Genomic DNA, 23,813 nt, shown 5'->3' with positions numbered 1-23,813 from the left:
ACCATGCCCCATTCTCGCCTCCAGATCCATTGCAGTCACTGGGTTCTGGGCAGATTCAGCGGTGGCTGGGGAAAGGGGGCGTGCGGGCTTATGCGCGACACGCTTCTAGTGGCACTACACACCTAGCGAGGGGAGCCGTCGCATGAACTCGTCGGATCAACCAGAGCAGAAAGGGGGGTGACGATACATAGGAGCTTCAACGTGGTTTCACGCAACAGCCAACCAGAACACAAGCCGCTGTCAAGAGGCTAAGCATGTCCGGAGGAAGGCTAAAAGCAATTAGTCATATTTCAATTGCATCCAGCTGCTTGATACCTGAAAGAACCGCATCCACAAAGCACCCCCCTATAGTCTTGACATAGCGATTAGCCGCCCTGTAACCCATCCATGCAATCCATGCTGCCTGATCGGGGTGCCTTTCACACCACTCTTGCCGTGCCACTAAATCAGAGTAATCTTCAAGGACAGGCACGAAGTGCCGCCATGCCTGCATAAATCGATAGTAATAAAGCTGCCTGCAAGATGGCGGCCGGAATACAAGACATCCGGACAAGTGCTTATAGATCGTCCCCCAAGCCAAGCAGTTCCCCGGGATATCGGGATAATATTTATAGTTTCTAAACTCTGACTCAGGCACTTGTTCAGACAATATGCTCTGCATTTCCAGCCAGCTCTTGGCCTCCGAGCAAAATTGAGCTTTCAATTGGACCAGCCTGCTAAGCTTTATATCGCAATGAGCAGTGTCACGATAAGCCAGGCATAACCTTACCCGAAGATTATCCTTCAATGAATTCAGGTCGTCAATCGGATACACCGCCCCAATACCTGTTGTGCCTCCTCTCCAAAAGATCAAGGGCTTGCGAAGAATCCAGGCAGACTTAAATCGGCTAAAAGTCTGAGCTTTTCCCAGGTAATTCCCGTTCCGCGATGCTCGCATTGAATACAGGTCTGGGATAAGCTCACCAGCAGACAATCCATCCATGGATAAAACACCAGGCTCGCCAGCGTCGCCTGCAGATACTTGCGCAACATAGCGAGATCCTATTGCTGAATAAATCCTAACAAAGAATGGCATCCACGCCTGCAAGCATTCCTTAATACGTCCTTTATGAGCCAGGAGATTGCGCCTAAAGGTCAGTGCTTGGATACCTACCTCGGCAACCATTTCAGAGCCAGCATGCATGGCTATTTCGAGCGTCAAGGGATCGCGATCACGCCCATGCTCTAATGGCCGGAGGCGCAGCCGAACATCATTTGGCATGGACTGAGTGAAACATTCATGCCATTCCGCAACAGTCGCAGCGACGCCGGAAGAGCCAGATAAATTCATTAGAAACGAAAACAATAGCGATTCTTAAATGATTTGGCGGCTTAGTTGTTGCCGAATTCCGTCAAACCGTAAAGTGAAATACTCAAGATATTCTAGCAGTATATTCAGTCATCATTTTGCCGCCGCCGCAACTGCCCACACGCCGCATCCGCATCCAACCCCCGGCTGGCCCGCACACTCACCGCCACCCGCCGCTCCTGCAGCACCCGCCGGAAGGTCCCCACGGCAGCTGAGCTGGGCCGCTGAAACTCCTCCTCCTCGATGGGGTTGTAGGGAATCAGATTCACATGGCTCTGAAACCCCCGGATCAGCCGGGCCAGGGCCTCGGCGTGGTGGGGCTGGTCGTTCAAACCGCCCAGCAGGATGTACTCGAAGCTCACGCGCCGCCCGGTGATCGCCACATACCGGCGGCAGTCGTCCAGCAGAGCCTCAATCGGATAGGCATGGGCTGTGGGGATCAGTTCCTCCCGCAGCGCCTGATCCGGGGCATGCAGGCTCACCGCCAGGGTGAACTGGGCGCGGCCCAGCCGCTCAAGGGCCTGCTCCGCCAGGGTGGGCAGGGTGCGGGGCACGCCCACCGTGCTCACCGTGATCTGGCGCTGGGCCATGCCCAGGTCGGTGCAGAGGCAGTCGATCGCCGCCAGCACCGCCTCGATGTTGAGCAGCGGCTCGCCCATGCCCATGAACACCACGTGGCTGGGTCGCTCGCCCATCACCTCCCGCACACAGAGCACCTGGTCCACGATCTCGTGCACCGCCAGGGAGCGCTGCAGGCCACCCTTGCCGGTGGCGCAGAAGCGGCAGGCCATCGGGCAGCCCACCTGGCTGCTCACGCACACCGTCAACCGCCCGGGAGCGGGGATGCCCACGGTCTCGATGCTGAGGCCATCCGCCGTGCCCAGCAGCAGCTTGGTGGTGCCGTCGCGGGCCACGCTGCGGTGGAGCTCCCGCGAACGGCCGATCCAGTCGGTCGACCCCTTCGGTGGCTCAGCCAGCAGTTGCTCGCGCCAGGCCTTGGGCAGCACGCTCACCTGCTCGAGGCTGCGCGCCCCCTTGGCGTAGAGCCAGTCGTGCAGTTGCCGGCCGCGGAAGGCCGGCTGGCCCTGCTCCTGGGCCCAGGTCTCCAGACCCGCCAGGCCCATCCCCAGCAGGGGCTGGGTCACGGCCAGACCAGAAGGCCGTGGCCCAGCAGGTATTCCACCGCCACCAGAGCGATGAAGCCCAGCATCGCCAGGCGGCCATTCAGCCGTTCCGTGTGGGTGTGAAAGCCGAAGCGGGGCAGCCGGCGCTGGGGAACCGGGGTTCCCAGCGCCGTGAGCGGCACCTTGGCGGCGGGGGCGGATGGATTCGCGGGCATCAGAGGATCATCGCGTCAGGACAACAGCGGGGCTCGCCAGGGCTGGGGGCGGAGAACCGCCCCCGGGCGCCCCTCACTCCTCGCTGAGCAGTCCCTCCTCCTGGAGGCCCTCCAGGGCGGCGGGGTCGGCGATCAGCTCCTCTTCGAGGCCGTCTTCCTGGCTGGGCCGGGTGAAGGCCGCCAGGGTGCTGGCGCTGGCCTCGATGCCATGACGGCTGCGGGTGGCCTCCAGGTCTGCATCGGAGGGATCGTCCAGCACGGCCGTGGACGCGGCCGGGGCCGGCATCTCCACGGTGTAGTCCGGCCGGAGGTTGGGCATGCGCCGGTAGCCGGCGGCCTCCTCCTCGAGGATGTCGGGATGCGGGCCGGCTTCGGCCCGCAGTTCCTCCTCGAAGCCGCTGAAGCCCGTGCCGGCAGGGATGAGCCGACCGATGATCACGTTCTCCTTGAGGCCGCGCAGCCAGTCGCTCTTGCCTTCGATGGCGGCTTCCGTCAGCACCCGGGTGGTCTCCTGGAAGGAGGCCGCCGAGATGAAGCTGTCGGTGTTGAGCGAGGCCTTGGTGATGCCCAGCAGCACCGGCGTGAACTCGGCCGGCGCACCGCCGGTGATGGCCATGGCGCTGTTCACCTGCTCCACCTGACGCAGCTCGATCAGCTCACCGGGCAGCAGGGTGGTGTCCCCGGCATCCTCGATGCGCACCTTGCTGGTCATCTGGCGCACGATCACCTCGATGTGCTTGTCGCTGATCGAGACGCCCTGGCTCTTGTAGACGTTCTGCACCTCCGTCACCATCCGGAACTGCAGCTTGGAGATGGCCTCCTGGGCCGCATCCATCGTGGGCTTGCGGCTGCGCAGGTCTTCGAAGAAGCACTCCAGCAGCTCGTGGGGGTTGATCGGGCCATCGGTCAGCGACTCACCGGCGCTCACCTGCTGGCCATCGCTGACCATCACGTTGCGGCCCAGCAGAATCGGGTACTCGCTGATCACGTCATCGGCTTCGATCACGGTGACGGTGATCGTGTCATCGTCGTCGCCCTGCTTGATCTGCACGGTGCCGCTCTTGCGGCAGAGGATGGTGGATTCCCGCGGACGGCGAGCTTCCAACAATTCCTCGATCCGGGGCAGACCCTGCACGATGTCGCCGGTCTTCTGGCGCTCGAACACCAGCAGGGCCAGGCCATCACCGCGTTGCACCAGCTCGCCGTCGCGCACGTGCAGCACGGAGTCGGGCGACACCATGTAGGGGCGTCCCAGGCGGATGGTGACGGCGGAGCCGTCGATCGCCTCCACCTGGCCGCAGCAGGGGGACGGCACCCCCTCCGCCAGCAGATCCCCGTCGACGATGCGCTGATCCACCGCCACCGCCGGAGCGGCGCCGCCGAGGTCGATGGTGCGGGTGTCGCCTTCCCGCTCCACGATCAGGCGGCGGATCGGTTCACCGTCGGTCTGCTCGGGCAACTGCACCACGCCGTCCTCCTTGCAGAGGATCTGGGTGGTGGCGATCACATCACCCTTCTTGACGGTGTCGCCGTCCTCCACCTGCAGGTCGGTGTGGGTCGAGCCGTGGCTCGCATCGGAGAGGGTGTCGCGCCGCACCAGCAGGGTTTCCAGGATGGTGAGCTGCAGCCGCTCGATCGTCTTGGCCCGCTTGTCGGGCATGGCCTCCACATCCACCGTCATCTGGGGCGTGGTGTCGATGGTTTCCAGGATCAGCTGGGTGCGCAGCAGCTCGACCCCTTCCACGCTCTTGATCAGTTCACCGTCCTTGAAGGCCAGGCGCTGGGTGGCTTTCAGGCCCATCGAGGGACCGCCCGGTTGCTTCACCGTGCTGAGCTCCGGCAGATGGGCCGCATCCGGGATGGCGTACTCCTCCACCGGCCGCAGCAGCAGGGCGCCGCCATCGGGCGTGTCGACCGCCTCCACAAAGCGCATGCTCTCGGCCGTGAGACCCTTGGCGATCTCCTCACCGGGGTTGACCATCCGGCCATCGGCGAACTTGGCCAGGGTCTTGCTGTCGGAGACCAGGTGCAGCTCACCGGAGCGCACGATGATTTCCCGCAGGATGTCGTTCTTCTGGGTGACCGTCACGATCCCGGCGGTCTGGCTGAAGATGTCCTTGACGACCTCGGTGCCGGCTTCGATCCACTGGCCATCCTCGATCATCAGCAAGGAGATGTCCTTGTTGATCTCGTGGGTTTCCTGCGGGATCCAGAGCAGGGTGCCGCCCTTGCTCACCTCGTAGCCGTTCTTGGCGCTGCGGGCCTTCTTGATGGCGAGCCCCGGCGCGAACTTCACGATGCCGCCGGTCTGGGTGCGGAAGCGATCGTCCGCCAGCTCGGCGATCACCTCGCCGTTGCCGATCTTGCTGCCCGGCGCGGTGTTGAGCCGGTAGCGGTTGCCCTCCTTGCCCTCGAGGTGCCAGATCTCGCCGGAGTGGGTGGACTCACCCACCAGCTTGCAGTCCTTCAGGGTGAGGCTGGCCGTGACGATCTGCACCTCGCGGGAGTCGCCGCGGCTCTCACCCAGGCGCACCACGCCGCCGTAGACGCTGGGCTGTTTGCTCTCGGCCAGCACCTCACCGGTCGTGACGGCACGCTTGCCAGGGATGACCGGTTCAGCGTTGGGGGGGAGGTTGTAGACATCCCCGGCGAACACCCAGAGCCGGCCGAGACGGGTGGCCTTGTGGGTGATGTTGCCCTGGCGGTCGGTCACCTCCTTGGGCTGGATGCCGTCCTCGTAGCGCACCTGGCCGGCCAGATCGCAGATCACATCCTTGGTGGCCTTCTCCACGCTCTTCTTGACTGTGGCCCCCGTGGAAATCTGGGCCAGGATCGTGTCGGCAGGCACAGTCTCGCCATCGGCCACGAACAGGATCGAGCCGGTGGTGATGTCGAGCTTCTGAATCTTCTCCTTGCCGCTGGGCTTGAGCTGGAGCTGGAAGTCCGTCTCGGCGATCTGGGCATCGACGCCGTGGGAGGTCCGGAAAGCCCGGACCCGGGCCTTGGGGCCGAACTCCACCGCCCCATCCACCAGGGAGCGCACCACGCCGGTTTCGGCCGTGGACACACCGCCGGTGTGGAAGGTGCGCATGGTGAGCTGGGTGCCGGGCTCCCCGATCGACTGGGCGGCCACGATGCCGACGGCCTCGCCGAGGTCGACGAGCTGGTTGTGGGCCAGGGCCCAGCCGTAGCACTTGCGGCAGACGGAACGGGAGGCCTCACAGGTGAGCGGTGAGCGGACCTTCACGGTCCGCACGCCGGCCGCCTCGATCCGCTTGGAGAGGGGGGGATCGATTTCACCGTCACGGGAGACGATCACCTCTCCCTGGGCGTCGACCACGTCCTCGGCGGCGAGGCGACCCACCAGCTTGCTGGCGAAGCGGCCGCGCTCATCGGCATCGATCGGAATGCAGCGGGTGGTGCCGCAGTCGTCTTCCCGCACGATCACATCCTGCGCCACGTCCACCAGACGCCTGGTGAGGTAGCCGGAGTCCGCCGTGCGCAGGGCGGTGTCCACCAGACCCTTGCGGGCGCCGTAGGAGGAGATCACGTACTCCGTGACGGTCAGCCCCTCGCGGAAGTTGGTGCGGATCGGCAGGTCGATGATCTCCCCCTGGGGGTTGGCCATCAGGCCGCGCATGCCCACCAGCTGGCGCACCTGGGACATGTTCCCCCGGGCGCCGGAGTTGGCCATCATCCACACGGAGTTGAGTGGATCGTTCTCGTTGAAGTTGCGGCGCACCGCCGCCACGAGCCGCTCGTTGGTTTCCGTCCAGGTGTCGATCACCTTGGTGTGACGCTCCACCTCGGTGATTTCACCGAGTCGGTAACGCTCCTCGGTCTCGGTGATCTGCTCCTCGGCCTCGGCGAGCAGGGCCGCCTTGTCACCCGGGATGCGCAGGTCGTCCACCGAGATGGACACGGCGGCCTGGGTGGCGTAATGGAAGCCGAGATCCTTCAGTTCGTCGGCCATCGAGGCCGTGGCCGCCGTGCCGTGGTGCTTGTACGCCCAGGCCACCAGGTTGCGCAGGGCCTTCTTGTCGACGACCCGGTTGCGGAACGGCGGGGCCTCCCGCGTGAGCGGGGCATTCGTGGAACCAGCCACCTCGACGATGGGATCGGCGGCCTTCTTGGCGGACTTCTTGCTGGTTTTCTTGGCGGGGGTGGCGGTCATGGCTGCGCGCAGGTGGAAAGACGGAGAGGGCGAAGAGGGATTGGGCCGGCTCAGGCGGCAGCCACGGCGTCGATGATCGTGTGGTTGATCACCACGCGGCCCACGGTGGTGAGCAGATAGCGGCTGATCAGGGCTCCGTCCTCGTCGAAGCGGTCGCGGCGGTACTTCCACTGCTCCACGCGGGTGCCGTCGCTGAGGGTGATCTGCTCGACGGGCTCCTTGTCCTCGTCGTCGCAGTCGACATCGCCGCTGAAGCGGACCCAGACCCAGTCATGGAGACCGATGTGCCTCTCCTCGAAGGCGGCGATCACATCCTCCAGACCGGCGAAGGTCCGGGCCCGGTCACCGAAGGCGGGCTTGGGGGCGCCCGGCTGTTCCGCCGTCAGGTAGTAGGCCCCGAGCACCATGTCCTGCGAGGGGGTGATGATCGGCTCGCCGGTGGCCGGCGAGAGGATGTTGTTGCTGGCCAGCATCAGCATGCGGGCCTCCGTCTGCGCCTCGATCGCCAGCGGCACGTGCACGGCCATCTGGTCACCGTCGAAGTCGGCGTTGAAGGCCGGGCAGACCAGCGGATGCAACTGGATGGCGCGGCCATCCACCAGCTTCGGTTCGAACGCCTGGATGCCGAGCCGGTGCAGGGTCGGAGCCCGGTTGAGCAGGATCGGATGCCCTTCGATCACCTCCTGCAGCACCTGCATCACCTCGTCATCGGCCCGCTGGATGAGCTTCTTGGCCGCCTTGATGTTGTTGACGATGTTCTGGCGGATCAGGCGATGGATCACGAACGGCTGGAACAGCTCGATCGCCATCTCCTTGGGAAGGCCGCACTGGTGCATCTTCAGCTTGGGGCCCACCACGATCACCGAACGGCCGGAGTAGTCGACCCGCTTGCCGAGCAGGTTCTGGCGGAAGCGGCCCTGCTTGCCCTCGATGATGTCGCTGAGCGACTTCAGGGCCCGGTTGTTGGCCCCCACCACGGTGCGGCCGCGGCGGCCGTTGTCGATCAGGGCATCGACGGCTTCCTGCAGCATCCGCTTCTCGTTGCGGACGATGATTTCCGGAGCCAGGATCTCCTGCAGACGCGCCAGGCGGTTGTTCCGGTTGATCACCCGCCGGTAGAGATCATTGAGGTCGGAGGTGGCGAAGCGACCGCCGTCGAGCTGCACCATCGGGCGCAGATCGGGCGGGATCACCGGAATCACATCCAGCACCATCCACTCCGGCTTGGCGTTGGTGGCGATGAAGTTGTCGATCACCCGCAAACGCTTGATCAGCTTGGCCCGCTTCTGGCCCTTGCTGGCCGCGATCTCCTCGCGCAGCTGTTCGGCGGTTTCGGCCAGGTCGATGTCCTCCAGCAGCTGCTTGAGGGCCTCGGCACCGATGCCCACCACCGGCTCGTTCTCGATCTCCGAATCCTCGGCGTAGATCTCATCCTCGATCTCCAGCCACTCGTCCTCGGTGAGCAACTGCTTGTAGGTGAGGGCCTTGTGATCGCCCGGATCGAGCACCACGTAGCAGTTGAAGTAGACGATCTGCTCCACATCCCGCAGGGGCATGTCCAGCAGGATCGCCACGTAGCTGGGAATCCCCTTGAGGTACCAGACGTGGGAGACCGGAGCCGCCAGCTTGATGAAGCCCATCCGGTGGCGCCGCACCCGGCTCTCGGTCACCTCCACGCCGCAGCGTTCGCAGACGATGCCCCGGTGGCGCACCCGCTTGTACTTGCCGCAGTGGCATTCCCAGTCCTTGGACGGACCGAAGATCTTCTCGCAGAACAGGCCGTCCATCTCCGGCTTGAGCGTGCGGTAGTTGATGGTTTCGGGCTTGGTGACCTCACCCACCACCTGACCATTGGGCAGCGTGCGCTGCCCCCACTGCATGATCCGCTCGGGTGAAGCGAGCGTGATCTTGACGTAGTCGAAGTGGTTTTCGGTGCGGAGGTTGCTGTTGGACATGGGGCTAGCGCGCGGAGATCGAGGGGGTGTGCGTCAACACGGAAGGCGTTCCTGAGATGGCCGTGGGCGGGTGGCCGTCAGGCGATCCGGATTGATCAGCGATCAGTCGTCGTCGTAATCCGCGACGCCGAGGGATTCGTAGGTGGGCCGGCTCGGGGTGCTGCGGCGGGGGTTGACGTCCTGCATGAGGTCGACTTCCTCGCCCGCATCGGTGTACACCGCGATGTCGAGGCCGAGGGACTGCAGCTCGCGCATCAGCACCTTGAACGACTCGGGCGTGCCGGGACGGGGGATCGGCTTGCCTTTGACGATCGCGTTGAGCGCCTCGTTGCGGCCCTGCATGTCGTCGGATTTGACGGTGAGCAGTTCCTGCAGGGTGTAGGCCGCGCCATAGGCCTCGAGGGCCCAGACCTCCATCTCCCCGAGCCGCTGGCCGCCCTGCTGGGCCTTGCCGCCCAGGGGCTGCTGGGTGACCAGGGAGTAGGGACCGGTGGAGCGGGCGTGGATCTTGTCGTCCACCAGGTGGACGAGCTTGAGGATGTGGGCATAGCCCACGGTGACCGGCTGGTCGAAGGCCTCGCCGCTGCGGCCATCGATCAGCTGGATCTTGCCGGGATTCTCCGGGTCATAGACCCAGTCCTTGCCGGGCTGGCTGGCGGCCTCCTCCAGGAAGGCCTGGACGGTCTGCTTGGACTTTTCGGCCCCGTGCATCTCATCGAAGGGCACCACCTTGACGCGGCAGCCCAGGTGGGAAGACGCCCAGCCCATCAGGCATTCGAACACCTGGCCCACATTCATCCGGCTGGGCACGCCCAGCGGGTTGAGCACGATGTCGATGGGGGTGCCATCCGGCAGGTAGGGCATGTCCTCCCGGGGAAGGATGCGGCTGATGATGCCCTTGTTGCCGTGGCGGCCGGCCATCTTGTCGCCGACCTGGATCTTGAGGCGCTTGGCCACGTAGACCCGCACCACCATGTTCGCGCCGGGCGGCAGCTCATCGCCCTGCTCCCGGGTGTAGATCCGCACGTCCACCACGCGACCCCGCTCGGTGCTCGGCACGCGCAGGGAGTTGTCGCGCACATCGCGGGCCTTCTCGCCGAAGATCGCCCGCAGCAGCTTCTCTTCGGGCGGCTGGTCGGATTCGCCCTTGGGCGTGACCTTGCCGACCAGGATATCGCCGCTCTCGACGAACGCACCCACACGGATGATGCCCATCTCGTCGAGGTTGCCGAGGCTCTCCTCCGCGACGTTGGGGATTTCCCGGGTGATTTCCTCGGGCCCCAGCTTGGTCTGGCGGGCCTCGATCTCGTACTTCTCGATGTGCACCGAGGTGTAGAGATCGTCGGTGACCAGACGCTCGCTCACCAGGATGGCGTCTTCGTAGTTGTAACCCTCCCAGGGCATGTAGGCGATCAGCACGTTCTGGCCGAGGGCGATCTCGCCGCCCTCGCAGGCCGAGCCATTGGCCAGCACCTGGCCGGCGATGACCTGATCGCCCTGCTGGACGATGGGCCGCTGGTTCAGGCAGGTGTCCTGGTTCGAGCGCTGGTACTTCTGGAGGTGATGGGCGTGCTCGACGCCGTTCTCGTCACGGATGACGATCGCCGTGGCATCCACGAAGGTGACCGTGCCGTTGACCCGGGTGATCGGTACCATGCCGGAGTCGCGGGCCACCTGCGTCTCCAGGCCGGTGCCCACCAGCGGACGCTCAGGCCGCAGCAGCGGCACGGCCTGCCGCTGCATGTTCGAGCCCATCAGGGCGCGGTTGGCGTCGTCGTGCTCGAGGAAGGGGATCAGCGAGGTGGCCACCGAAATCACCTGGACCGGTGAGAGCTGGACATAGTCCACCTGCTCCGGGGGCACCTTCTCGAAGTCCTGGCGGTAGCGGACCGGCACGAGATCAGCGGTGATCAGGCCGCTGGCGTCGGTGGCCACGTCGCCGGGGGCGACGCGGCACTCGTCCTCGAGATCGGCCGAGAGATAGATCGGGTCGCCCTGCTTGAGCACGATTCCGTTCTCCACCCTCCAGAACGGCGTCTCGATGAAGCCGTATTCGTTCACCCGGGCGTGGGTGGCCAGCGAGCCGATCAGACCCGCATTCGGCCCTTCCGGTGTCTCGATCGGGCAGATGCGCCCGTAGTGGGAGGGGTGGATGTCGCGAACGGCGAAGCCGGCCCGCTCCCGGGTGAGACCCCCAGGACCGAGGGCGCTGATGCGGCGCTTGTGGGTGAGCTCGGCCAGGGGGTTGGTCTGGTCCATGAACTGGCTGAGCTGGCTGGAGCCGAAGAACTCCTTGATCGCCGCCACCAGGGGCTTGGGGTTCACCAGCTGGGCCGGCGTGAGCGATTCGGTCTCGCCGACGGTCATCCGTTCCTTGATGATCCGCTCGAGCCGGTTCAGACCGACCCGCACCTGGTTCTGCAGCAGCTCACCCACCGAGCGCACGCGGCGGTTGCCGAGGTGGTCGATGTCGTCGAGGCTGGCCCCGCCGACATCGAGCTCGAGGTTGATCAGGTAGTCGATCGTGCTGAGCACATCCTCGGGGGTGAGGGTGCGCACGGCATCGGGGATGGTGAGGCGCAGTTTCTTGTTGATCTTGTAACGACCGACCCGGCCCAGGTCGTAGCGCTTGGGATCGAAGAAACGGCTGTGCAGCAGGCTCTGACCGCCGCTCACCGAGGGAGGCTCACCGGGCCTGAGCTTCTTGTAGAGCTCCAGCAGGGCCTGGTCCTCCGAGGAGATGCCCTCGTCGTTGGCCGCTTCGATCGACTTCTGGTAGTACTCCGGGTGGCGGAGCTTGTCGAGCACGTCGTTGTCGGACAGGCCGATCGCCCGCATCAGCACGTGGGCGTTGATCTTGCGGGTCTTGTCCACCCGCACGTGCAACAGATCGTTCTTGTCGGTTTCGAACTTCAGCCAGGCGCCCCGGTTGGGGATGAGGCTGGCGTTGAAGGTCTTGCGGCCGTTCTTGTCCTGTTCGTCCTTGAAATAGACGCCGGGCGAACGCACGATCTGGTTCACGATCACCCGCTCGGCGCCGTTGATGATGAACGTGCCCCGCTCGGTCATCAGGGGGAGTTCGCCGATGAACACCTCCTGTTCCTTGATCTCACCGGTCTCCTTGTTGACCAGCCGGCAGGTGACATACATCTGGGAGGCGAAGGTCGCATCGCGACGCTTGGCCTCTTCCACGTCATGGCGGGGTCGCTTGAGCCGGTACTCACTGCCGATGAAGTGCAGCTCCAGCTTGCCGGTGTAGTCGGTGATCGGCGAGAAGCTCTCCAGCTCCTCGATCAGCCCCTTCTCCAGGAACCATTTGAAGCTCGCCCGCTGTACCTCGACCAGATCGGGGAGGTAAGTGGCGGTCTTGGCGACCTGGATCGCGCTGCTCATGCGGTGAACCTGCAGGATCGGATTGGTGGAGGGGACAGGCCGGCCGGCCTTTGCAGCTCTGAGGTCCGCAGCTGCCCACGCCAACAGCCGCTCCCCCCGCGGGGAACGGCTGCCGAGGGGGCGCGCCTAACGGGCTCGGATCAAGGCTGCAGGCGTCGACAACAAGGAGCGAGTTCGCTTCCAGGCCAATGAAACATCATACATTGTGACGCGGCAGCTGGAAAAGCTCCCGGGCATTGGCGGTGCTGACCCTGGCCACGCGCTCGAGGCTCTCCCCCCGCAGCTCCGCCACACGGGCCGCCACCGAGGCCACATAGGCGGGCTCGTTGCGCTTCCCCCGGCGTGGAACCGGCGCCAGGAAGGGGCAGTCGGTCTCGACCAGGTAGCGATCCTCGGGAACGAGGCGGGCGCAGGCATGGGTGGCCTCGGCCTTGGGGAAGGTGACGACACCGCTGAAGCTGATGTGAAAACCCAGCTCCAGAAAGGCCGCCATCTCCTCGGGAGTTCCGCCCCAGCAGTGCATCACGCCCCGGGGGCAGGCCCCCGCCCCCGCCCGCTGCCGCAGCTCGACCAACAGGGGCTCGGCCGCGTCACGGCAGTGGATGATCACCGGCAGGTCCAGCTCCAGGGCCAGATCCAGCTGGGGCCGCAGCACTGCGAGCTGGGCCTCGAGGTTGGTGTCGCGGAAGAGGTCGAGACCGAGCTCCCCAATCGCCACGACCCGGGGGTCGGCCTGGGCGGCCTCCCGCAGAACCTGCTGCGTGTCGGGCCGCCAGTGCTCGGTGTCGAGGGGATGCACCCCGACCGAATAGCGCATCTCGGGGAAGCGATCGGCCAGGGCACGGATCCCCTGGATCTCGGACGGTTCCACACAGGCATGGACCAGGGAGACCACGCCGGCCTCCCGCCAGCGCTGGGCCACCTGGTCCAGATCGTCGTCAAAGTTGCGAAAGACGATGTGGCAGTGGGAATCCACCAGGGGGACTGTGACCTGCCCCTCGGAGGGAGCCACGGCGACCGGATCGTGGGCGGCTGCTGCTGGGGCCATGGCGGCATCCGACGCGCTGGAAGCCGCCATGGTGTCAAAGGGGCGTCACGAATGGGGCCTGGCGAATGGGGCGCCAGCCGGGTGGGACCCGGACGATCAGACGCTGGCCGGGGCCGGATCGAGAGCCTTCTTGACGGCCGCACTCAGCCTGGACTTCTGATGGGCGCCGGTGTTGCGGTGCAGCACACCCACCTTGACGGCCTTGTCGATCTTGCTGAAGGCGGCGCCCATGCTCTGCTGCACGGCGGCCTTGCCGGCGTCTCCGGAATCCTGGTTGTAGGCCGAGCAGGCCGTGAAGCAGCGCTTCATCAGGGTGCGGAGCGCCGACTTGTAGCCCCGGTTGCGCAGGCGGTTGCGCTCGGCGATCTCGATGCGCTTCTTCGACGATTTGTTATTGGCCACAGGCGGACAGGCGCTGGTTCGGCAAACGAAGATCTTACCTGGCGGCTCGTTGGCCAGGGCAGCGGACCTCTAGCTTGAAGCCTGCGCTTCCCAGCCCCGCCGTGGTCGCCTCCCCCACCACCATCACGCTTGCCTGCCTGCGGGACCAGGCCGCCGCAGCGGCGCGGCTGGAGGCCATCGCCCAGCGCACCAGCGGGGAGCAGATCATCCAGGCCGCGGCGCGGGTCGACGCCATTCTCGAGCGGGTGCGGCGGGAAGGGGATGCCGCCCTGATCGCGCTGACCGAGGAGTTCGACGGGGTGCGGCCCGAGCCCCTGCGCATCCCCCAGCAGGAGCTGGCCGCCGCCTGGGAGCAGTGTCCGGCCCACCTGCGGCGGGCCCTGGAGCTGGCCCATGAACGGATCCTGGCCTTCCACCGGCACCAGCGTCCCAGCGATCTGGCGGTCACGGGCCCCCATGGCGAGCTACTCGGACGGCGCTGGCGGCCGGTGGAACGGGCCGGCCTGTACGTGCCCGGTGGGCGGGCGTCCTATCCCAGCACCGTGCTGATGAATGCCGTGCCGGCCAAGGTGGCCGGGGTCGGGCGGCTGGTGATGGTCACCCCGCCGGGGCCCACGGGCCAGCCCAATCCCACGGTGCTGGCGGCGGCCCACCTCGCCGGCATCGAGGAGATCTACCGGGTCGGCGGAGCCCAGGCGATCGGGGCCCTCGCCTACGGCACGGCCTCGATTCCCCGGGTGGATGTGATCACCGGTCCGGGCAACCTCTACGTGACCCTGGCCAAGAAGGCGGTCTACGGCCAGGTCGCCATCGACTCGCTCGCCGGACCGAGCGAGGTGCTGGTGATCGCCGACCACACCGCCCGGCCCGAGCAGGTCGCCGCCGATCTGCTGGCCCAGGCGGAGCACGATCCCCTGGCCGCCGCCATCCTGCTCACCACCAGTGAGGCGTTGGCCCGCAGCGTGCCGGCCGCCATCGAAGCCCAGCTGAGCGGCCATCCCCGCGCCGCCATCACCCGGGCCGCCCTCGAGAACTGGGGGCTGATCGTGGTCTGCGAGGACCTCGACCAGGCGGCCGCCCTCAGCGACTGTTTCGCACCCGAGCACCTCGAACTGCTGGTGGAGGAACCCGAGGCTCTGGCCGAACGCATCCAGCACGCCGGCGCGATCTTCCTCGGCCCCTACACGCCGGAGGCGGTGGGCGACTACCTGGCCGGCCCGAACCACACCCTGCCCACCTCCGGCACGGCACGGTTCGCCGGCGCCCTGAGCGTGGAGACGTTCCTGCGCCACACCTCCCTGATCCGCTTCAACCGCCAGGCCCTCCACGCCACGGCCGAGGCGGTGGTGGCCCTGGCCGAGAGCGAGGGGCTGCACAGCCACGCCGAATCGGTGCGGCAGCGGCTGGACTGAGGCCTCAGCGCTTCTCCAGATCCCGCACCCGGGGCTGATCCCCCGCGATCTCCCCCACCAGCACCTGGTCGGTGATCCCCACGAACAGACCGTTCTCGAGCACACCGGGCAGGTTGTTGATCTCCTGTTCCAGGCCGGCTGGATCGGTGATCCCGCCGGCAAAGCGCACGTCGAGCACCAGGTTGCCCTGGTCGGTCACCACCGGGCCTGCCTTGCGGACGGCCATCCGCAGCTGGGCCTCGCCCCCGAGGGCCTGCAGCTCAGCCTGCACCTGACGCCAGGCCCCCGGGAGCACCTCAACCGGCAGCAGAAAGCCCAGGTTCAGGGTGTCGACCAGCTTGGTGGCATCCACCACCACCACGAAGCGCTCCGCCCGGCGCGCCACCAGCTTTTCCTGCACATGGCAGGCGCCACCGCCCTTGATCAGCTGGAACGCAGGATCCACCTCATCCGCACCGTCAATGGCGAGGTCGATGCGCTCGATCGCATTGAGGCTCTTGAGCGGAATCCCCAGCTCCGCGGCCAGCACCTCCCCCTGGAAGGAGGTGGTGACGCCGGTGATGTCGGTGAGTTCGCCGCGCTTCAGCTTGGCGCCCAGGGCCTGGATCATCAGCGCGGCCGTGGAGCCGGAGCCCAGGCCGACCACCATGCCGCTCCGGATCTGCTCGGTGGCCGCCTCGGCCACCGCCTGCTTCATGCGGTCCTGCAGATCCGACATCTCACGCCAGCGCTCGGGGCCGCGACCGTAGCAGTGGCCCGGCTGGGAGCAGTGGCCTGGCTGGGTTCCCGGCTGGCCCGATGGGCTCAGCCCGCCCGAGGGAGAGCGGCGGGACGGATCGAGAGGCTGAGCTCCCGGCGTCCCCGCACGACGGTGAGGGGCAGGGGCTCACCCACCGACGCCAGCTCCACCTGCTTCAGCAGGGCGGACGGGTCGCGAACAGGGAGCTCCGCCACCGCGACCACCAGGTCCCCCCGCTTCAGGCCGGCGGTCTCGGCCGGGCTGTCCGGGAGCACCCGCTGCACCAGGGCGCCATCGCGCTCGGGCAGCTGCAGCAGGGCATCGGGATCGCGGTTGTTGTCGCGGGCCCGGCGGGCGGTGAGGGGCACGAGCTGCAGGCCCAGGTAGGGGTGGACCACCTGGCCGCCATCGGCCAGCTGCTCGGCCACCCGCCGGGCGAGGTTGATCGGGATGGCGAAGCCCAGGCCCGCCCCGGGGCCGGAGCGCACCAGGGTGTTGATGCCGATCACCTGGCCGGCGGCATCGATCAGGGGGCCGCCGGAATTGCCGGGATTGATGGCGGCGTCGGTCTGGATCAGATCCAGGCGCTTGTCGGCGAAGCCGAGGCTGTTGATGTCGCGGTGCAGGCTGCTGACGATGCCGAGGGTGACGGTGCGCTGCAGGCCGTAGGGGCTGCCGAGGGCGATCGCCCAGTCCCCCACCTCGAGGGCCTCGGAATCCCCCAGCGGGGCGGCCTTGAGCTCGCTGGCACCGCGGATCCGCACCAGGGCCAGATCGGTGACGGGATCACTGCCCACCACGGTGCCGTCGAGCTGGCGGCCGTCCGCCAGGGTCACCTCGACGCGATCCACCTGGTCGACCACGTGGGCATTGGTGAGCACCAGGGCCTTGGCGGCATCGATCACCACCCCCGACCCCTGGCCCCGCTCACGCATGCTCCCGGAGGGATCGCCGAACAGATCCCGCAGCAGCGGATCCAGCAGGGCCGGGTCGAAGGGCTGCCGGGCCACATCCCGCTCGATGTCGATCCGCACCACGGCGGGGGCCACGGCCCGGGCCGCCTCCGCCACGAAGCTGTGGGGCACCGGGAGGGACGCCGCCAGGGCCGGAGCCAGGCCTGTGGCCAGCACCAGCACCAGCACGGCCAGGCGGACTCCCAGCCAGGCCAGGGGCCGGCGGAGTCGGCCCCGTAGGGATGGCGGGGTCATGCGCTCAGCGGGGTGGCCATGGGCCCACGACGGATGGGTCCCCGAGGCTAAGGAGCCGACCAGCGCAGCAGGGAGTGGCGCAAACCGCCCGATGGGCTGATGGCGACCCAGCGGCCGCCGGGATCATCGGGCCGCCCCAGGGGACAGGGCTGCACCGGCGTGAAGCCGCAGAGGGTGGAGGGGCAGCCCAGCAGGGGCACAGCCTCCCGACCCGGCAGGGCTCCCTGCCAGTGCTGGTGGACGTGGCCGAACAGCACCGCCTCGAGCCCCGGGGCGTCCTGCAACAGCGCCATCAGCTGCTCTCCGTCCATCAGCCGGATGGGGTCCATCACCGGATCGCCGATCGCAACGGGCGGGTGATGGACCGCCACCACCAGCGGCAGACGGTCGGCCCGGCGGCGCAGCTCCTGGAGGCGCTCGGCAAGCCAGGCCAGCTGACGTCGGCCCAGCCAACCCTCCGTCGCTCCGGGCCGGTGGCTGTCGAGCAGCAGCAGCCAGCCGTCCCCCACCCTCAGCAGGGCCGGCGCGATCCGCGTGCAACGGCCCAGCGCCGCCCGCAGCAGCAGGGGGTGGTCGTGGTTGCCGGGCAGGAGGGCCACCGGCACGCCGAGGGGCTGCAGCAGCTCCCTCAGCACGCCGTAACCGCCTAGGCTCTCGTCCTGGCAGAGGTCACCGCTGATCAGCAGCAGGTCGGGGGCTTCGGGTACGCCGGCCAGCGCCTGGCGCAGGGCGTGGGCCAGCCACTGCCGCGGCTGGCGGGCCCGGTAGGTCCCGGTCGGATCCGCCAGGAGATGGGGATCGCTGAGCTGGAGCAGGCGCATCCGCCTAAGTTGCCCTCTGATCACCGAGGCCGCCATGGCAGCAATCCCCCCCGGCACCCGGCAGCGCTGCAGCCTCTGCCAGGTGGAGATCCAGGGCATGGTCGGCGGCGCCGACCTGGTCCACTTCAGCCAGGGGGCGCCGGGGACCCGCGCCAAGCTCTGGGCCAGGGTCTGCCAGTACCTCCGCAGCGACGGTCAGAAGGCCCAGTGCCTCAACCAGGACCCGAGCCAGCGCGGCACCGTGCAGAGCAGTGACTACTACGCCGAGGCTCCGATGATCGATGTCGGCGCGATGATGGGCAACCAGGGCTCCAGTGGCGATCCCGTAGGTTGATCCGCTGATCCGGCGGCGGGTCGATACCGCCGACCCTTCGCCTTGCCGCACCCCCTGATCCCCGAGCTGGAATCCCTGGCCAGGACCATCCTGGCCGGTCTCGGTTTCGAGCTGCGGGGCGTCAACCTGCAGACCCATCGCATCCCGATGACCCTGCAGGTGTTGGCGCAGCGGGGCGATGGCGTGGACATCAGCCTCGATGAGTGCGCCAGCATCAGCGCTCCGCTGGATGAGGCCATCGAGCAGGCGGGACTGCTGGCGGAGGAGCCCTATGTTCTGGAGGTCAGCAGTCCGGGTGTCAGCGACAGGCTGCACGACGACCGCGATTTCCGCAGCTTTCGCGGATTCCCGGTCGGCGTGAGCTTCCTCGATGCCAAGGGTCAGGAGACCCGCTGCCAGGGGCTGCTGCTGGAACGCACCGATACGGAGCTCCTGATCAACCTGCGCGGCCGCACCAAACGGATCCCCCGCGACGCCGTGCTCGAGGTTCTGCTGGTCACCCCCAGCGACGACAACTGAATCACCCAAAACCGAATCACCCACAACCGAAAATCCCATGGCCCTGGTCCTGCTTCCCGGTCTCAACAACCTGATCGAGGACATCAGCGAAGAGAAGAAACTGCCTCCCTCGGTCGTCGAGGCGGCCCTGCGGGAGGCCCTGCTCAAGGGCTATGAGCGCTACCGGCGCACGCTGTATCTGGGCATCAGCGAGGATCCGTTCGAGGAGGACTACTTCTCCAACTTCGACGTGCAGCTGGACCTCGATGACGAGGGCTATCGGGTGCTGGCCTCGAAGATCATCGTGGAGGAGGTCGAGAGCGAAGACCACCAGATCGCCCTGGACGAGGTGCAGCAGGTGGCGGATGACGCCCAGATCGGCGACACCGTGGTCCTGGACGTGACGCCTGAGAAGGACGACTTCGGGCGGATGGCCGCCGCGACGACCAAGCAGGTGCTCGCCCAGAAGCTGCGCGACCAGCAGCGCCGCATGATCCAGGAGGAATTCGCGGACCTGGAGGATCCCGTGCTGACCGCCCGGGTGATCCGTTTCGAACGCCAGAGCGTGATCATGGCGGTGAGCAGCGGCCTGGGCCGCCCGGAGGTGGAGGCCGAGCTGCCGCGCCGCGACCAGCTGCCCAACGACAACTACCGCGCCAACGCCACCTTCAAGGTGTTCCTGAAGGAGGTGAGTGAGGTCTCCCGGCGGGGTCCGCAGCTGTTCGTGAGCCGGGCCAATGCGGGGTTGGTGGTGTATCTCTTCGAGAACGAAGTCCCGGAAATCCAGGAGGGCTCCGTGCGGATCGTGGCGGTGGCCCGCGAAGCCAATCCCCCCAGCCGGTCGGTCGGTCCACGCACCAAGGTGGCGGTCGATTCGGTGGAACGGGAAGTGGATCCGGTGGGAGCCTGCATCGGCGCCCGCGGCTCCCGCATCCAGCAGGTGGTCAACGAGCTGCGCGGCGAGAAGATCGACGTGATCCGCTGGTCCCACGACCCCGGCCAGTACATCGCCAATTCGCTCAGTCCGGCGCGGGTGGAAGCGGTGCGTCTGGTGGACCCGGAAGGGCAGCACGCCCACGTGCTGGTCCCCCCTGATCAGCTCAGCCTGGCCATTGGCCGGGAGGGGCAGAACGTGCGGCTGGCCGCCCGGCTGACCGGCTGGAAGATCGACATCAAGAACGCCACCGAGTACGACCAGGCTTCCGAGGACGCCGTGGTGGCCGAGCTGATCGCCATGCGCGAGGAGGAGGAAGCCCTTCAGGCGGAGGCCGAGGCCCGGCTCGCCGCCGAACAGGCCGCCCGCGCCGAGGAAGACGCCCGCCTGCGGGAGCTCTATCCCCTCCCCGAGGACGAGGAGGGCTATGGGGAGGAAGCCCCTGAACAGGAGTTCGAAACCCAGCTGGAAGCCGAGCCCGAGCCGCTGGTGGCCCAGGCAGGCGAGGGCGAGGACGAGGGCGAGGCCCGGTGAACGCCAGACCCGTGCTGAGACGGTGTGTCGCCTGTCGCACCCTGTGTGACCGCACCCTGCTCTGGCGGGTCATCCGCCTCGCCGAGGGAGGCATCGCGCTGGATCAGGGCATGGGCCGCTCGGCCTACCTCTGCCCCAGCCACGACTGTCTCGGCGAGGCCCGACGGCGCAAGCGTCTGCAGCGGGCCCTGCGCTGCCAGGTTGCAGACTCAGTCCTTGAAGCGCTGGAACAGCGACTGCTCACCAGCGCCGACCCCGCCTCCGAGCCAACCCCCCAGGCGACCTCTGAGGCAAGATGACCTTTGGCCGCAGCGCGCGTGCGGCCTGGTGCCCTAGGACCCCCATGGAGGTCCTGGGCCCCGACCACTGGAGACCTGAATGACCAGCAGCGGCAAAGTCAGAATTTATGAGCTGTCCAGGGACCTTGGCCTGGACAACAAGGACGTGCTCGATGCCGCCGAGAAGCTGGGCGTGGCTGCCAAGAGCCACAGCAGCTCGATCAGTGATGACGAGGCCTCTCGCATCCGCCAGCTGATCGAGAAGGGCGGCAACGGTGCCGCGGAGCCATCAGCTGCTGCCCCCACTGCCCCCACCAAGTCCATCCTGTCGGTGAAGAAAGCCGCTCCCCCCACAGCGCCGTCCGCCCCCAAGCCCGCCGCCCCCGCTCGCCCGGCCGTGACGGCACCGGTCAACCAGCCCAGCCGCCCGGCCACACCCACCCGGCCGATCGCGGCGAGTGCGCCCAGCCGACCGGTCCCCCCGGCGACCAAACCCGCTACCCCGGCAGCCAAGCCCGTCGCCAAACCGGCCGCCCCGGCGCCCCAGGCCCAGATCTCCAGGCCGGCACCCCTGCCCAGCCGTCCCCCCGCCCCGGCCAAGCCCGCGGCAGCTCCTGAGGTGAGGCCAGGCGCCGCACCGGTGCGTCCACCGGCACCGGCCAGCCGGCAGCAGGTGCCCCCATCCAAACCCGCGCCGCCGGCCCGGCCTCCGGTGGTGATCGCCGCGAAGCCGGCCCGACCGGCCACGCCCGCCCCCAGCCGCAAGCCCGAGCTGCCCTCCAGGCCTGGAGCTGGCAAACCCCAGCTGGTCGGCCGACCGATCAGCGCTCAGGCCAGCAGCAGCCGTCCCGCGCCCCCGGCCGGCCGGCCGCCGCTGAGCCAGCGGCCGAAGGGTCCCCAGCGCCCTGGGGCGCCGGCCCCGACCCGACCCGGGCAGGGTGCAGGGGGCGGGCGTCCCGCCCCGACCCCGCTCGAGCTGGTGGGCAAGCCGATCCGCCGCGACAGCAGCGGCGCCGGCGGTACCAGGCCGCCGGCGCCCGGTCGCCCCGGCATGCCCCCCGGCATGCGCAAGCCGATGGCCCCGGGCGAGCTGATGCAGCTCCAGAAACCCTCCGGTCGCACTCCCGCCCCGCCACCGCGGCGCCCGGGCGAGCGCAGCGAAGCCGGCGGCACCGGCACCACCACGCCCGATCTGGTGCGGCCGACCGCCACACCACCGGCCGCGCCCCGGCGTCCGGGCTTCCGGGCGCCCGTCGCCGCCGGAGCCGCCGGCCGTCCCCGCCGGCCGGACTGGGATGACAGCGCCAAGCTCGAGGCCCTGCGCAGCCGCACGCCGCAGCGCCAGCGCCCCAAGGTCCACATCATCGGCGAGAACGACGACGCCCTGACCGCGGAGACCGGTGGGTACGCCGGTGAACTGGAGGCCGTGGTGCTGCAGGCCAGCCTGGCCAGGCCCACCAAGCCCAGGAGCCGCACCACCCCCGCGCCCAAGCCGACGGTGGCGGTGCGCAAGCGCAAGAAGGAGACCACCCGTCAGCGGCAGCGCCGCCGCGCCATGGAGCTGCGGGCGTCCCGCGAGGCCAAGCAGCAACGGCCCGAAATGCTGATCGTGCCGGAGGGGAACCTCACGGTGCAGGAGCTGGCCGAGAAGCTCGGCGTGGAGAGCTCCGAGATCATCAAGAGCCTGTTCTTCAAGGGCATCATCGCCACCGTCACCCAGAGCCTCGATCTCTCCACGATCGAGACGGTGTCCGACGAGTTCGGGGTGCCCGTGCTGGAGGACGACGTCGAGGAAGCCGCCGCCAAGACGGTCGAGATGATCGAGGCCAGCGACCTCGAGCACCTGATCCGCAGGCCCCCCGTCGTCACCGTGATGGGCCACGTGGACCACGGCAAGACGAGCCTGCTCGATGCGATCCGCAAGACCCGCGTGGCGGCCGGGGAAGCGGGCGGCATCACCCAGCACATCGGTGCCTACCAGGTGGAGATCGAGCACGCCGGGGACCCCCGCAGGCTCACCTTCCTCGACACCCCTGGCCACGAGGCCTTCACCGCGATGAGGGCGCGTGGCACCAAGGTCACCGATGTGGCCGTGCTCGTCGTGGCCGCCGATGACGGTGTGCGCCCCCAGACCCTGGAGGCGATCAGCCACGCCCGCGCCGCCAAGGTGCCGATTGTGGTGGCGATCAACAAGATCGACAAGGAGGGCGCCTCGCCCGACCGGGTGAAGCAGGAGCTCTCGGCCCTCGAACTGGTGGCGGAGGACTGGGGCGGCAGCACCGTGATGGTTCCCGTCAGCGCCATCAAGGGCGAGAACGTCGACAAGCTGCTGGAGATGATCCTGCTGGTCTCCGAAGTGGAGGACCTGCAGGCCAACCCCGATCGGCTGGCGAAGGGCACCGTGATCGAGGCGCACCTCGACAAGGCCAAGGGCCCGGTGGCCACGCTGCTGGTGCAGAACGGAACCCTGCGGCCCGGCGACGTGCTGGCAGCCGGTCCGGTGCTCGGCAAGGTCCGGGCGATGGTCGACGACACCGGCAAGCGGGTGAAGGCGGCAGGTCCCTCCTTCGCGGTGGAGGCCCTGGGCTTCAGCGAGGTGCCGACGGCAGGCGACGAGTTCGAGGTCTACCCCGACGAGAAGGCCGCCCGGGCTGTGGTGGGCGACCGCGCCAGCGAGGCCCGGGCCACGCGCCTGGCCCAGCAGATGGCGTCCCGGCGCGTCTCGCTGGCGTCGATGTCCGGCCAGGCCAGTGAAGGGGAGCTCAAGGAACTCAACCTCATCCTCAAGGCCGATGTGCAGGGTTCCGTGGAGGCGATCCTCGGCGCTCTGGAGCAGCTGCCCCAGGGCGAGGTGCAGGTGCGGGTGCTGCTGTCGGCACCGGGTGAGATCACCGAAACGGATGTGGACCTGGCTGCCGCCTCCGGCGCCGTGATCGTGGGTTTCAACACCTCGATGGCGCCTGGTGCCAAGCGGGCCTCCGATGCGACCGGGGTCGACGTGCGCGACTACGACGTGATCTACAAGCTGCTGGAGGACATCCAGCTGGCGATGGAGGGCCTGCTGGAGCCGGAGCTCGTGGAGGAGGCCCTGGGCGAAGCCGAGGTGCGGGCCGTGTTCACCATCGGCAAGAGCGCCGTGGCCGGCTGCTACGTCACCACGGGCAAACTGCAGCGGAACTGCAAGATCCGCGTCCGCCGGGGCAAGGAGGTGGTCTACGAGGGCGACCTCGATTCCCTCCGCCGCAACAAGGACGACGTCAAGGAGGTGGCCACCGGCTTCGAGTGCGGCATCGGCTGTGATCGCTTCACCGGCTGGCAGGACGGTGATCGGGTCGAGGCCTACAAGCTGGTCACCCAGCGCCGCACCCTGAGCACCTGAGCGCCGTGTCCCGATTC

At 67.7% G+C, this 23,813-nt stretch carries 17 protein-coding genes; 6 read left to right on the top strand and 11 right to left on the bottom strand.

The features are described from left to right. Window positions 1-283: 283 nt before the first annotated feature. The 8 genes from ACLNEE_RS15130 to rpsT form a co-directional block, all read right to left on the bottom strand. On the bottom strand, window positions 284-1,261 hold the full coding sequence (locus tag ACLNEE_RS15130) for a glycosyl transferase family 90 (protein ID WP_412007291.1): 978 nt from the start codon (window positions 1,259-1,261) through the stop codon (window positions 284-286). Window positions 1,262-1,434: 173 nt separating this feature from the next. Continuing rightward, window positions 1,435-2,472, bottom strand: coding sequence for a dual-specificity RNA methyltransferase RlmN (rlmN, locus tag ACLNEE_RS15125; protein ID WP_411423577.1), 1,038 nt, complete (start codon window positions 2,470-2,472; stop codon window positions 1,435-1,437). A 17-nt stretch (window positions 2,473-2,489) separates the two neighbouring features. Further along, a complete protein-coding gene (locus ACLNEE_RS15120; protein WP_411423559.1) occupies window positions 2,490-2,687 on the bottom strand; it encodes a hypothetical protein in 198 nt (65 codons plus the stop codon). A 73-nt stretch (window positions 2,688-2,760) separates the two neighbouring features. Beyond that, window positions 2,761-6,861, bottom strand: a complete 4,101-nt coding sequence (locus ACLNEE_RS15115) for a DNA-directed RNA polymerase subunit beta' (protein ID WP_425625176.1) — start codon at window positions 6,859-6,861, stop codon at window positions 2,761-2,763. A gap of 50 nt (window positions 6,862-6,911) precedes the next feature. Further along, on the bottom strand, window positions 6,912-8,816 hold the full coding sequence (locus ACLNEE_RS15110; protein ID WP_411423560.1) for a DNA-directed RNA polymerase subunit gamma: 1,905 nt from the start codon (window positions 8,814-8,816) through the stop codon (window positions 6,912-6,914). Window positions 8,817-8,918: 102 nt separating this feature from the next. Continuing rightward, complete coding sequence (gene rpoB, locus ACLNEE_RS15105; protein ID WP_411423561.1) at window positions 8,919-12,209, bottom strand: DNA-directed RNA polymerase subunit beta; 3,291 nt, start codon at window positions 12,207-12,209, stop codon at window positions 8,919-8,921. A 196-nt stretch (window positions 12,210-12,405) separates the two neighbouring features. After that, window positions 12,406-13,287: a TatD family hydrolase gene (locus tag ACLNEE_RS15100; protein WP_411423562.1), complete on the bottom strand. Its 882-nt coding sequence runs from the start codon at window positions 13,285-13,287 to the stop codon at window positions 12,406-12,408. A gap of 66 nt (window positions 13,288-13,353) precedes the next feature. Beyond that, entirely contained in the window at window positions 13,354-13,659 is a 306-nt protein-coding gene (gene rpsT, locus ACLNEE_RS15095) for a 30S ribosomal protein S20 (protein WP_411423563.1), read from the bottom strand. Between the two features lie 101 nt (window positions 13,660-13,760). On the opposite strand from rpsT, the gene hisD reads away from it, so the two are divergent. Then, window positions 13,761-15,071, top strand: a complete 1,311-nt coding sequence (gene hisD / locus ACLNEE_RS15090; protein WP_412007290.1) for a histidinol dehydrogenase — start codon at window positions 13,761-13,763, stop codon at window positions 15,069-15,071. Between the two features lie 4 nt (window positions 15,072-15,075). Here hisD and rpiA read toward each other — a convergent pair whose 3' ends face one another. The 3 genes from rpiA to ACLNEE_RS15075 all read right to left on the bottom strand — a co-directional run bounded on the left by rpiA (window position 15,076) and on the right by ACLNEE_RS15075 (window position 17,839). Continuing rightward, entirely contained in the window at window positions 15,076-15,789 is a 714-nt protein-coding gene (gene rpiA, locus ACLNEE_RS15085; protein ID WP_411423565.1) for a ribose-5-phosphate isomerase RpiA, read from the bottom strand. Window positions 15,790-15,875: 86 nt separating this feature from the next. Further along, entirely contained in the window at window positions 15,876-17,018 is a 1,143-nt protein-coding gene (locus ACLNEE_RS15080; protein WP_411423566.1) for a trypsin-like peptidase domain-containing protein, read from the bottom strand. 47 nt (window positions 17,019-17,065) lie between these two features. Beyond that, window positions 17,066-17,839: a metallophosphoesterase gene (locus ACLNEE_RS15075; protein WP_411423567.1), complete on the bottom strand. Its 774-nt coding sequence runs from the start codon at window positions 17,837-17,839 to the stop codon at window positions 17,066-17,068. A gap of 34 nt (window positions 17,840-17,873) precedes the next feature. Here ACLNEE_RS15075 and ACLNEE_RS15070 point away from each other — a divergent pair, with 34 nt between their 5' ends. From ACLNEE_RS15070 to infB, 5 genes are all read left to right on the top strand, one after another. Next, a complete protein-coding gene (locus tag ACLNEE_RS15070) occupies window positions 17,874-18,173 on the top strand; it encodes a hypothetical protein (RefSeq protein ID WP_411423568.1) in 300 nt (99 codons plus the stop codon). A 42-nt stretch (window positions 18,174-18,215) separates the two neighbouring features. Then, window positions 18,216-18,692, top strand: a complete 477-nt coding sequence (locus tag ACLNEE_RS15065) for an LSm family protein (RefSeq protein WP_411423569.1) — start codon at window positions 18,216-18,218, stop codon at window positions 18,690-18,692. A gap of 37 nt (window positions 18,693-18,729) precedes the next feature. Next, the gene (gene nusA / locus ACLNEE_RS15060) at window positions 18,730-20,139 is read left to right on the top strand and encodes a transcription termination factor NusA (protein ID WP_411423570.1); all 1,410 of its coding nucleotides are present in this window, start codon (window positions 18,730-18,732) and stop codon (window positions 20,137-20,139) included. Between the two features lie 11 nt (window positions 20,140-20,150). After that, window positions 20,151-20,438 carry a DUF448 domain-containing protein gene (locus tag ACLNEE_RS15055; RefSeq protein ID WP_412007289.1) on the top strand — a complete coding sequence of 96 codons (288 nt, stop codon included), beginning with the start codon at window positions 20,151-20,153 and terminating at the stop codon, window positions 20,436-20,438. Between the two features lie 79 nt (window positions 20,439-20,517). Beyond that, complete coding sequence (gene infB / locus ACLNEE_RS15050) at window positions 20,518-23,796, top strand: translation initiation factor IF-2 (protein WP_412007288.1); 3,279 nt, start codon at window positions 20,518-20,520, stop codon at window positions 23,794-23,796. The last annotated feature ends 17 nt before the right edge of the window (window positions 23,797-23,813 follow it).

The organism is Aphanothece stagnina RSMan2012, assembly GCF_046764815.1.
GTDB lineage: Bacteria > Cyanobacteriota > Cyanobacteriia > PCC-6307 > Cyanobiaceae > NIES-981.
Note: the sequence above shows the minus strand (reverse complement) of the source record. Positions and strands in the feature narration are given on the sequence as shown.